We start from the raw sequence: 11,375 nt of genomic DNA, 5'->3' as shown, positions 1-11,375 counted from the left end.
CTGGCCCGGTTGCCCCCGGCAGCCGCGCCGACGATGCCGGACTGGGCGTCGGCGCACGGATGGCCGCGCTGGCGCTGGCGGCGGCGACGGCCGGGCATCCGCTGCATCTGGACAGCGACTTCGATCCGGATATCGGCGGCCCGCGCCCGGCCCTGCTGTTCCGGGCGGTCGCCCTGCCCTTTGCGCCGGAACCGGGCAGCGGGCTGGCCGGGCTGGCAGTTGCGCTGCTGTCGTGGCGGCGGCTGCTTTCGGCCGACGAGACGGCCGAGCTGCATCGCGAGCTGCGTGCCGCAATCGACTGGATGGGGCGAAACAGTCGCTGAAGCGGCCTGTTTGCCGCAGAATATTCGGCGTTCGCCGCAAGATTCCGACGCCCCCGCTGCGACAAGCCCTGTATGAGAAGGAATAGCCAAAAGATGGCCGAAGGCCGCGGCACAGGAAGAGCGAGCAGATGCCCAGCAAGGCGAAGGCGCAGAAGAGCCCCGCAGACATTCAGTCCTTCCCGCCGGCGCTGAGGCGCCAGTTCCGCGACCTGCTGTTCGGCAGCGCGTCGGAGAGCGAGGTGGAGGGGCTGTCGGAAGCCGATCTGGTCCGGCTGTCGGATTTCGCCTTCCAGACCTTTGCGGTGCGCCTGCCTGGCGCCGAGACGGTGAATGTGGGCGCGGGCGAAGGCGAAGCGGGCCATCGGCACATGGCTGTCGCCCTTTCGACCGATGACATGCCCTTCCTGGTGGATTCGGCGACAGCCGCGATCGGCGGCTTCGGGCTGGAGATCCAGCGCCTGTTCCACCCCATCCTGCCGGTGCGCCGCGATGTCGCCGGCCGGCTGGTTTCGCTGGGCGAGGCTGACGCCCCGCGCGAGAGCCTGATCCTGATGGACGTGGAGCGGGCGCCTGCGAAGAAGCGGGCGGACCTGGCGCTGGCGCTGGAGCAGGCCTATGCCGATGTCCGCGCCGCCGTGACGGACTGGCAGCCGATGCTGAAGGAGCTGCGCGCCGCCGCGCGCGGGCTGAACGACAGCCCGCCGCCGATCGCGCCGCATGTGCTGGCGGAAACCATCGCCTTTCTGGAATGGCTGGCTTCGGACAATTTCACCCTGCTGGGCTTTGCCGACGGAGACAGCCGGCTGGGCCTGCTGCGCGACCGGGCGCGCTGGCCTGCGCCTGAGGACGACGGGCAGTCGGCAGAGCCTGTCAGCATCCACAAGTCGCAGAGCCGATCCACCGTGCACCGCAGCGTGCCGCTGGACCTGATCACGGTGCGGCGCTTCGATTCGAAGGGCGCGGTGACGGGCGCGGCGCATTTCCTGGGGCTGTTCGCCAGCGCGGCGCTGCGGGAAAGCCCCCGGCGCGTGCCGCTGGTGCGCCGCAAGGTGGCCGAAGTCGCGGAAACGCTGGGCTATGCGCCGCGCAGCCATGCGGGCCGGGCGCTGACCCATGTGATCGAGACCTTCCCGCGCGAGGAAATGTTCCAGATCGACACGCAGGAACTGCTGGTGATGGCCCGCGGCCTGCTGAGCCTGCTGGACCGGCCGCGCCCGCAGCTGTTCGCCCGGCGCGACGCGCGATCGGACAAGGCCTCGTTCCTCGTCTATATCCCGCGCGAGGCCTATTCGGCGGATCTGCGCGCGCGGATCGGCCGGATGCTGGAAGCGGAAACCGGCGGCCGGCTGGAAAAATTCGATGCGGAGCTGCGCGCCGAAGGGCTGGCGCGCGTGCATTATCTGATGGACGGCGTGGCGGCTGACCCGGATTCGGCGCAGCTGAACCAGCAGCTGATCCTGCTGACCCGCGGCTGGGACGACGATCTGGAACTGGCGCTGGTGGGCCGGGCGGGAGCGATTCGCGCCGCGCGGCTGGCGCTATCCCACGGGCGGGCCTTTTCGCCCGGCTATCGGTCGGAATTCACGCCGGCAGAGGCCGCCGACGACATCCTGCGGCTGACGGAACTGTCCACGCCGGACGACCGGCATGTGGCGCTCTATCGGCGCGAGGGCGACCCCGACACGACGATCCGGCTGAAGATCTACCGGCTGGGCGAAATCATCCCGCTTTCGGAATCGGTGCCGATGCTGGAGAATTTCGGCTTCCGCGTGATCGAGGAGGTTCCCTACGACCTGGCCGGCGGGGAACTGGGCTGGATCCACGACTTCAAGCTGGAAGCCACCGTGGCGGCCGAGGACCTGGAACCCTTCTGCCGGGTGGTGAACCCGGCGCTGGACGCCGTGCTGACGGGCACGCAGGAAAATGACGCCTTCAACGCGCTGATCCCGGCCTGCGGGCTGAGCGCGGAGGAAGCCAACTGGCTGCGCGCCTGGTTCCGGTATCTGCGGCAGACGGGCAGCGCCTATTCCATCCAGACCGTGGTGGACGTGCTGAAGCGCAACCGGCCCGCGACGCTGGCGCTGATCGCGCTGTTCCGGGCGCTGCACGGCCCCGACGGCACGAAGAAGGCCGCAGAGGCAGCCGGCGAACGCTTCCGCGAGACGCTGGATGCCGTGCAGGCGATCGACGACGACCGCATCCTGCGGCTGTTCCTGGGGCTGGTGAAGGCGATGCTGCGCACGAACGCCTTCGTGCCCGGCGGGCCGGCGGCGCTGGCGTTCAAGCTGGAATCGGCGCGCGTGCCGGGCCTGCCCAAGCCGCTGCCCTGGCGCGAGATCTGGGTGTACAGCCCGCGCGTGGAGGGCATCCACCTGCGCGGCGGGCCGATCGCGCGCGGCGGCCTGCGCTGGTCTGACCGGCGGGACGATTTCCGCACCGAAGTGCTGGGCCTTGTGAAGGCGCAGATGGTGAAGAACAGCGTGATCGTGCCGACCGGTGCGAAGGGCGGCTTCTTCCCGAAGCAGCTGCCCGATCCGGCCGTGAACCGCGACGCCTGGGCGGCCGAGGGACTGGAATCCTATAAGCTGTTCATCCGCACGCTGCTGTCCATCACCGACAATCTGGATGCGGAGGGCCATGTGGTTCCGCCTGCCCATGTGGCGCGGCTGGACGGCGACGACCCCTATCTGGTGGTCGCGGCCGACAAGGGCACGGCAACCTTCTCGGACACCGCGAACGGCATCGCGCTGGATGCCGGCTTCTGGCTGGGCGACGCCTTCGCCAGCGGCGGCTCTGTCGGCTATGACCACAAGGCGATGGGCATCACCGCGCGCGGGGCCTGGGTGTCGGTGACGCGCCACTTCGCGGAAATGGGCGTGGACGTGCAGGCCGATCCGGTGACGGTGGCCGGCGTGGGGGACATGAGCGGCGATGTGTTCGGCAACGGCATGCTGCTGTCGAAGAGCCTGAAGCTGGTGGCGGCCTTCGATCACCGCCACATCTTCCTGGATCCGGCGCCGGACGCCGCCGCCAGCTGGGCGGAACGCGCGCGGCTGTTCGCGCTGCCGCGCTCCAGCTGGGCGGATTATGACGCGAAGCTGATTTCGAAGGGCGGCGGGGTGTTCCCGCGCAGCCAGAAGGCCATCCCGCTGTCCCCCGAAGTGCGGGCGATGCTGAAGATCGAGGCGGAGGAACTGGCGCCGGCGGAGCTGATGTCCGCCATCCTGAAGGCCCCCGTGGACCTGATGTGGTTCGGCGGCATCGGCACCTATCTGAAGGCGCAGACCGAATCGAACGCCGATGTGGGCGACCGGGCGAACGACGCCGTCCGCGTGAACGGGCAGGACGTGCGCGCCAAGGTGATCGGCGAAGGCGCGAACCTGGGCGTCACGCAGGCCGGGCGCATCGAGTTCGCCAGCCATGGCGGGCGGCTGAACACCGACTTCATCGACAATTCGGCGGGTGTCGACACCTCCGATCATGAAGTGAACATCAAGATCGCGCTGGGCGCGGCCAGCCGCGCCGGGCGGCTTTCGGGCGACGCCCGCGACAAGCTGCTGGCAGAGATGACGGACGAGGTGGCCGCGCTGGTTCTTTCGAACAATGCGGCGCAGACGCTGATCCTGTCTGTCGTGGAGGCGCATGCGCGCGAGCGGCTGCAGGGGCATGTGCGCCTGATGGAGATGCTGGAAGCCTCTGGCCGGCTGGACCGTCAGGTGGAAGGCCTGCCGGGGCCGCGCGACATCGAGGAGCGCAAGCGGCTGAACCGGGGGCTGACGCGGCCGGAACTGGCGGTGCTGCTGTCCTATACCAAGATGGAGCTGAAGGACGCGCTGGTCGAATCCGACCTGGTGGCGGACCCGCTGCTGGAAGAGGACCTGTTCCGGGCCTTCCCGCCCCTGATGCGCAAGCCTTACGAGGCGGAGATTCGCGGCCACCAGCTGCGCCGCCAGATCGTCGCCACCAAGCTTGCCAACCTGCTGGTGAACCGGGGCGGCGTGACGCTGGCGCATGACCTGTCCGCCGAGCTGGGCGTGCCGCTGCCGACGGTTGCGGCCGCGTTCGTCTCTGCGCGGACGCTGTTCGATCTGGACAGCCTGTGGGCCGCGATCGATGCGGCGAAGGTGCCCGCTGCGCAGGCGCTGGCCTTCCACGGCGAGGCGGCCGCTGTGACCCGGGTGCTGGTTGGCGACCTGGCCGTGCGCACCGGCGCGGAAAGCCCGGAACGGCTGTCGGCCCGGCTGGCGCCGGGCCTGAAGCGGCTGCTGCCCCGGCTGGACAAGCTGCTGCGCCCGGAACCCCGCGCGCAGGTGGAAGCCATCCGCCAGCGCCTGACGCTGGCCGGCGCGCCGACCGACGTTGTGGACTGGATCGCGACGCTGCACGCCCTTTCGGGCGCTGCGGGGGTGGTCGCGCTCGCCTCGGACCTGGGGCTTGGCGAAGCGCTGGCGATCGACTGGGCGCATGGCGCGACCCGTGCGCTGACGCCGGCCGACAGCTGGGAACGGCTGCTGGCCGCGACGACGGCGCGGGCCTTCGAGACGATGCGGCTGGACCTGATCGGGAAGCTGACGCCGGAATCGGGCGACCCGCTGGCGGAGACGGAAGCCTGGCTTAAGGCCCATGCCGCATCCGCCGGGGCGATCACGCGCACCATCCAGACCGCGCGCAACGGCGGCGCGCCGACGCTGGCGATGCTGGCGCATCTGGCTACGGTGGCGCAGACGGCGCTGAGGGGCTGAGGCGCCGCTTCGCGATCGGCAAACTTGCAATCCGGGGTGGCTTCCTCTAGGGGCCACCGCTTCAAGAGAGCCGGAGGGGCCATGCGCGGAATTCGCCGCGAGGTCAGCGATCGGCACAGGAAGAGAGAAACGCATGCCGTTTTACGAGCATGTCTACCTCGCGCGTCAGGATCTGGCGCCGGCGCAGGTGGAGAGCATCACCGAAGCGTTCACGAAGGTCGTGGCCGACAACGGCGGCGAAGTGAAGGGCACCGAATATTGGGGCCTTCGCAACATCGCCTATCGCATCGCGAAGAACCGCAAGGCGCATTATGTGCTGCTGAACATCGAGGCCCCGGCGGCCGCGGTGCAGGAGCTGGAGCGCCAGGTTGGCCTGAATGAGGACGTGATCCGCTATCAGACCATCCGGGTGGAAGCGCTGGAAACCGGCCCGTCCGCGATGATGAAGAAATCCGACCGTGGCGACCGCGCCGAGCGTGGTGAACGTGGCGAACGCGGTGACCGTGGCGGTCGCGGCGAACGCGCGCCGCGCGCCCCCCGCGTTGAAGAAGGAGCCTGGTAAGCCATGGCACGCCCGTTTTTCCGTCGCCGCAAGAGCTGCCCCTTCTCGGGCAACAATGCGCCGAAGATCGACTACAAGGACATCCGCCTGCTGCAGGGCTTTGTGTCCGAACGCGGCAAGATCGTCCCTTCGCGCATCACGGCGGTGTCCGCCAAGAAGCAGCGCGAACTTTCGCAAGCCATCAAGCGCGCACGCCATCTCGGCCTGCTGCCCTATCTCGTGAAGTAAGGGAGGCGCGACAATGGATGTGATCCTTCTCGAGCGCGTCGAAAAGCTCGGCCGCATTGGCGATGTCGTGTCCGTGAAGCCCGGCTTCGCGCGCAACTTCCTGCTGCCGCGCGGCAAGGCCCTTCGCGCCACCGACGCCAACAAGGCGAAGTTCGAAGCGCAGCGCGCGACGATCGAAGCCGACAACGCCAAGCGCCGCGAAGCGGCCGAAGCGCAGGCCGCCACCATGACCGACGTGTCGGTCGTGCTGATCCGCCAGGCTTCGAACGCCGGCGCGCTTTACGGTTCGGTTTCGGCCCGCGACATCGCGGACGCCGTGACGGAAACCGGCCACAAGGTGCTGAAGAGCGCCGTGGTGCTGGACAAGCCGATCAAGACGCTGGGTATTTCCACGGTGAAGCTGGTGCTGCACCCGGAAGTGACCGTGTCGGCCCGGGTGAATGTTGCCCGTTCGCCGGAAGAAGCGGAACTTCAGGCCCAGGGCGTCGACGTGACGGCCGACCTGTTCGAACGCGAGGAAGCCGGCTTCACCGAGGAATTCGACGCGACGGCCGAGCCGGGCACCCTGCCCGCGGACGAAGCGACCGAAGAGTCGACCGAAGCCTGAGGCTTCGCCCGGCAGGTGACGACCTGAACGAGACAAGGGGGCTTCCGGGAAACCGGAGGCCCCTTTTTCGTTGGGATGGCGGGACCGGCCTGCCCTGCCCCAGCCCTATCCCCGCGTCGCGGCTTCCGCCACGATCAGCCGGGCTTCCGGGGCGTGGCCGATGGCGACCAGCGCGCGGGTGATGCGGCGCAGCTGATCCGGATGCACTTCGGCCCAGCTGCCGCGAAGGGCGCTGGCCGCGATGAGGATGACTTCGCCGGATCGGCGGGCGGCGACGGCGCGATCGAGCGCCCGCGTCCAGTCATTGTCGAGGGGGGCGATATCCGGGCCGACCTTGCCGCGCCCCAGCCCCTCAAGCCCGGCCGCCAGCAGTTGCGCGCGATGGGCGGGCACGGATTTCGCCCAGCCGTCGAACAGGGCGGATTCGACCGGCACGCGGGTCGAGGCGGCGGCGAGCGGGCCGAAGGCGGCTTCGCGGTCGCCCCCTTCCAGCAGGGGCCACCAGCGATCCGCGATGGGCGTGATGCCGGCTGCCAGCAGGCTCTGCACCAGCGCGGGCGCGTCGGCGGACAGGGCAGCGTCTGGCCGGATGCGCGCGGCGGCCGGCGCGGTGGCGACCTGCCAGCCATAGGCGGCGAGCGAGCCCTTGGGGGCCTGGCCCCACAGCGCCTTCAGCGCCGAGAGCCTGTCCTCGACCCCGGCCGCGACATTGGCGGTGCGCAGGCGCCCGCCGGGGCTTTCCCCGGCAGCGGCGGGGTCGAGCGCGTCCGCCTCTGCCGCGAGGATGCGGTTCACTTCCGCCGTGCTGATGGCGCCGGTGGCGGCGGCCTCGGGGGCGAGCGCCGCGCGGCTTTCCAGCGACTGGCCGGGAAGGCGCACATACCAGGCCTTCTGCTGAGGCGTGGCGGCGCTGATCAGCGGGGCCGGAATGTCGAGCCCGGCCGCGCTGGCAAGGCCCAGCCGCCAGGCCGTCAGGCCGGACGCCGCCTCGTCCCACTCAGGGTTCGCGCCGCGCCGCCCGGCCCCGGTGGCGGAGGCGACCCGTTCGGCCAGCCCGATATCGAACGGGGTGAGCTGTTCCCGCCGCCGCAGCTGATCGAACTGCGCGGCGGCCCCGACATCATCGCCCAGGATGGCGAGGCACATGGCATCCGCCAGCGCCCATGTCGGACTTTCGGTGACGACGCGGGCGAGCGGCGACAGCGGGCAGAGCGCCATCGGATCGCCCGACGCGACGGCCGCCAGAACCGCCGCATTGTAGAGCGGCACCGTGTAGCGATCGACAGCGATGCCGGAAACGAGGCGGTGCGCATCCGTCGCCGCGCCCATCGCCACAAGCGCGCGGGCGCGGGCGGATACCCAGTCAGCCGGGTTGATCGGGCCGGGGGCGTCGGCCGCCGTCAGCAGGCTGCGCTGAAGCAGGATCTGCCCCCAGCGGCTGGCGAGCGGCTGATCGATGCGGGACAGCAGGGCCGTGAGGAAGCGGGCATCCGAACCGGCGAACAGGTCCGCCCGATAGCCGCCGCTGGCGGGGCCGAGCGGCCCGGCGCGTTCCGGCTGGACGGTGGGGCCTGCAAGGTCCGCGAGCGGATCGGTCGGCTCCGGCTCTGGCAGGGGTGGGGGGGCTGCTTCCGGCGCGGGCAGCGGATCGAACCCCGGCAGAGGGGCCGGCGCGCCCATCGGGGCGGTGGAAACCGCGCCTTCGACCGTGCCGGCCTGGGGGGCGGCAGGCTCTGCGATATCATCGGGCAGCAGGGATTTCGGCGCGCCGCCGGATGGCGGCTGAACTTTGGGTGCGCCGCCGGCGGGCGGCTGGGCCTGCGCCGAAAGCGGTGCCACGGGCAGGAGCGTGGCCCCCAGAAGGAGAATCCAGCGCCGCAGGGCCGGGACGTTTGCGCTAGCTGGCATGCCGACCCTATAGCGGGGCCGATGAAGCCTGTGGAAGCCCCCCTGGATGCCCAAGCGACGAAGCGCGGCATCGTGCACGCGGGCGCGATCCGCCGGGACTGGCGGCGGCGGCCGATCGTGCTGGTCGGGCTGATGGGCAGCGGCAAGACGACGGTGGGCAAGCGGCTGGCGGCCAAGCTGCGCTGGCCGTTCGTGGATGCCGACGCCGCCATCGAGGAAGCGGCGCAGATGCCGATATCCGAAATTTTCGCGCGCTTCGGCGAACCGCATTTCCGCGACGGGGAGCGGCGGGTGATCGCGCGGCTGATGGATGGCGGCCACAAGGTGATCGCAACGGGGGGCGGCGCCTTCGTGGACCCGGAAACGCGGGCGCTGATCCTGGCGGAAGGCACGGCGGTTTGGCTGGACGCCTCCATCGACACGCTGGCCGCGCGCGTCGCCAAGCGCAGCCACCGTCCGCTGCTGGTCGGAAAGGATCCCCGGCAGGTGCTGGACGAGTTGATGGCGGTGCGCGGCCCCTGCTACAGGCAGGCGCCCATTCACATCGTGTCGGCAGACGGCCCGCACGAGGAAAGCGTGACCGCGATCCTCGATGCGCTGAACGGCCGGAACCGGGAGAGCCTGACTTGATCGACGTGCCCGTGCAGCTGAACGACCGGAGCTACCGGATTTCCATCGGGGCGGGCGTGCTTGCCTCTGCCGGGGACCGGCTGGCCGCGCTGACGCGGAACCGCCGGGTTGCCATCGTGACGGACGAAACGGTGGCCGGGTTGCACCTGGAACGGCTGACCGCCGGGCTGGCGGGGTTCGAGACGGTGCCCATCGTGCTGGCGGCGGGCGAGGCGACCAAGGGCTTCGCGGCGCTGGAGCAGCTGGTGGACCGGCTGCTGGCGATGGAAGTGACGCGCAGCGACGCGGTGATCGCACTGGGCGGCGGCGTGATCGGCGACCTGACAGGATTTGCCGCCGCCATCGTGAAGCGCGGCATGGGCTTTGTGCAGGTGCCGACGACGCTGCTGGCGATGGTGGACAGTTCGGTCGGCGGCAAGACGGGCATCAACACGAAGGCCGGCAAAAATCTGGTGGGCGCTTTCCACCAGCCGCTGGCCGTTTGGGCCGATCTCGATTGCCTGCAATCATTGCCCGACCGGGAGATGAAGGCGGGCTATGCCGAGATCGTGAAATATGGCCTGATTTCCGACCCGGCCTTTTATGAATGGTGCGAGGCGAATGCCGCCCGGCTGCTGGCGAAGGATGCCGCCGTGCTGGCCCATGCAGTGGCGCAAAGCTGCCGCGCCAAGGCCGCCATCGTCGCCGCCGACGAGCGGGAGACGAACGACATCCGGGCGCTGTTGAACCTGGGCCACACCTTCGGCCATGCGCTGGAGGCGGAGACGGGCTTTTCCAGCGGCCTGCTGCATGGCGAGGCGGTGGGCATCGGCATGGCGCAGGCCCTGCGCTTTTCAGCGGCACGCGGGTTGATGGCGAAGGCCGAGGCCGACCGCTTCACCCGGCACCTGGAAACGGTGGGGATGATGGCCTGGCCCCGGCAGGCCGGAATTGCTGCCGACGCGGCGCCGCGCCTGATCCGGCACATGCGGCAGGACAAGAAGCGGACGAGCGACGGCCTGCCCTTCATCCTGGCGCGGGGGCTGGGCGACAGCTTCCTGGCGAAGGATGTGCCGCTGGAGGCCGTGGAGGCCTTTCTGGCGGCCGACCTGTCTGTTGGCCCCGCGCGGGCGGCGGCATGAGCTTTCCGTTCGAGCTGAGCGATGCCGAATGGCGGGCGCGGCTGACGCCGGAGCAGTACCGGATCATGCGGCAGCATGGCACCGAGGCGCCGGGCAGCTGCGGCCTTCTGCGGGAAAAGCGGCCGGGCGTGTTTCAATGCGCCGGGTGCGGCGCGGCGCTGTTCGAGGGCGGCACCAAGTTCGAAAGCGGCACCGGCTGGCCGAGTTTCGACACCCCGGTGGACGGCGCGCTGGGCGCCACGCGGGATACGAGCCACGGCATGGTTCGCGTGGAGGTGCATTGCGCCCGGTGCGGCAGCCACATGGGGCATGTGTTTCCCGATGGCCCGCCGCCGACCGGCCTGCGATACTGCATCAACGGCATGGCGCTGGAATTCGTGCCTGACGCAGCCTAGCGGCGGGCGCTGAAGAAGCCCTTGAGCAGCGCCGCGGCCTCTGCCTCGGAGATGCCGGAGAGGATTTCCGGCACATGGCGCGTATGGGCGAAGATGCGCGGGCCATGTTCCACGCCGCCGCCCTTCGGATCTGACGCCGCATAGACGAGGCGGGCAATGCGCGCCTCTGCGATGGCGGCGGCGCACATCGGGCAGGGTTCCAGCGTGACCCACAGGGTGCAGCCCGTCAGCCGTTCATTGCCCAGCAGGCGGGCCGCTTCGCGAAGCACCAGCATTTCCGCATGCGCTGTGGGATCGGGCAATGTGCGGGTGAGGTTGTGCGCTTCGGCCAGAACCGATCCATCCGGCGCGGTCAGCACCGCGCCCACCGGCACCTCGTCCGCCCCGGCGGCCGCGCGCGCCAGATCCAGCGCGCGGGCCATGTGGGGGCTTGGCGGGAAGCTCATGGCCGCGGCTTGTGCCACGGCCATGGGCGCAAGGGAATGGCGCTCAGGCCATGGCCGGGCGGCGGCGCGCCATCGCGCCCACCAGCCCGAAGCCGGCGATCAGCATCGCCCAGCTGGCGGGTTCCGGAACGGCGCCGGCCTCGACCCAGGTGCGGAAGGCGCGGTCATAGCCGGTGACGGACCAGCTGTTGCCGCCGTCTTCCGACACGCGGTTGTCGCCGGCTGCATAGTTCGCGAAGGCGCCGACCGTGCCATTGCCGTCGATGTCGTTGCCGAAGCCCCAGCCGAAGCGGTTGGTGATGCTGTCGGCAGCGGCTGAAAGGTGGATGGTGAACTGCTGCCCGGCAGCGACGTTGAAGCCCAGCGCCGACACGTCGATGCTGGTGAATCCGCCGTTGTTGAGGTCGGTATAG

11 protein-coding genes are annotated in these 11,375 nt (G+C 70.1%); 8 read left to right on the top strand and 3 right to left on the bottom strand.

The window, feature by feature from the left end; all coding sequences use genetic code 11:
• The 5 genes from ACE3O8_RS10235 to rplI form a co-directional block, all read left to right on the top strand.
• Window positions 1-323, top strand: a 323-nt coding sequence (locus ACE3O8_RS10235) for a hypothetical protein (protein ID WP_374389406.1), incomplete at its 5' end; no start/stop codon positions are given.
• Between the two features lie 128 nt (window positions 324-451).
• Entirely contained in the window at window positions 452-5,065 is a 4,614-nt protein-coding gene (locus tag ACE3O8_RS10230; RefSeq protein ID WP_374389404.1) for an NAD-glutamate dehydrogenase, read from the top strand.
• Window positions 5,066-5,198: 133 nt separating this feature from the next.
• Complete coding sequence (gene rpsF, locus ACE3O8_RS10225) at window positions 5,199-5,627, top strand: 30S ribosomal protein S6 (protein ID WP_374389402.1); 429 nt, start codon at window positions 5,199-5,201, stop codon at window positions 5,625-5,627.
• A 3-nt stretch (window positions 5,628-5,630) separates the two neighbouring features.
• Window positions 5,631-5,855, top strand: a complete 225-nt coding sequence (gene rpsR, locus ACE3O8_RS10220) for a 30S ribosomal protein S18 (RefSeq protein WP_140929080.1) — start codon at window positions 5,631-5,633, stop codon at window positions 5,853-5,855.
• Between the two features lie 13 nt (window positions 5,856-5,868).
• Entirely contained in the window at window positions 5,869-6,462 is a 594-nt protein-coding gene (gene rplI / locus ACE3O8_RS10215; RefSeq protein ID WP_374389400.1) for a 50S ribosomal protein L9, read from the top strand.
• A gap of 105 nt (window positions 6,463-6,567) precedes the next feature.
• Here rplI and ACE3O8_RS10210 read toward each other — a convergent pair whose 3' ends face one another.
• Window positions 6,568-8,370: a hypothetical protein gene (locus ACE3O8_RS10210; protein WP_374389399.1), complete on the bottom strand. Its 1,803-nt coding sequence runs from the start codon at window positions 8,368-8,370 to the stop codon at window positions 6,568-6,570.
• 21 nt (window positions 8,371-8,391) lie between these two features.
• On the opposite strand from ACE3O8_RS10210, the gene ACE3O8_RS10205 reads away from it, so the two are divergent.
• Genes ACE3O8_RS10205 through msrB form a run of 3 tightly spaced genes read left to right on the top strand, consistent with a single transcriptional unit; the run spans window position 8,392 to window position 10,516 of the window.
• Window positions 8,392-9,000 (top strand): shikimate kinase, encoded by a 609-nt coding sequence (locus tag ACE3O8_RS10205; RefSeq protein ID WP_374389397.1) that lies wholly within the window; start codon window positions 8,392-8,394, stop codon window positions 8,998-9,000.
• Entirely contained in the window at window positions 8,997-10,121 is a 1,125-nt protein-coding gene (gene aroB, locus ACE3O8_RS10200) for a 3-dehydroquinate synthase (protein WP_374389395.1), read from the top strand. The genes ACE3O8_RS10205 and aroB overlap by 4 nt, the downstream gene beginning before the upstream one ends.
• On the top strand, window positions 10,118-10,516 hold the full coding sequence (gene msrB, locus ACE3O8_RS10195; RefSeq protein WP_374389393.1) for a peptide-methionine (R)-S-oxide reductase MsrB: 399 nt from the start codon (window positions 10,118-10,120) through the stop codon (window positions 10,514-10,516). Before aroB ends, msrB begins: the two co-directional genes overlap by 4 nt.
• On the opposite strand, the gene ACE3O8_RS10190 is transcribed toward msrB, so the two are convergent.
• Entirely contained in the window at window positions 10,513-10,962 is a 450-nt protein-coding gene (locus ACE3O8_RS10190) for a nucleoside deaminase (protein WP_374389391.1), read from the bottom strand. The two genes, msrB and ACE3O8_RS10190, sit on opposite strands and share 4 nt — an antisense overlap.
• Window positions 10,963-11,005: 43 nt before the next feature.
• Window positions 11,006-11,375 (bottom strand): PEPxxWA-CTERM sorting domain-containing protein (locus tag ACE3O8_RS10185; protein ID WP_374389389.1); only part of this gene is annotated, 370 nt, incomplete at its 5' end.

Origin of the sequence: Sandaracinobacter sp. (assembly GCF_041909755.1) — a bacterium.
In the GTDB taxonomy this organism is placed as follows: domain Bacteria; phylum Pseudomonadota; class Alphaproteobacteria; order Sphingomonadales; family Sphingomonadaceae; genus Sandaracinobacteroides.
Note: the sequence above shows the minus strand (reverse complement) of the source record. Positions and strands in the feature narration are given on the sequence as shown.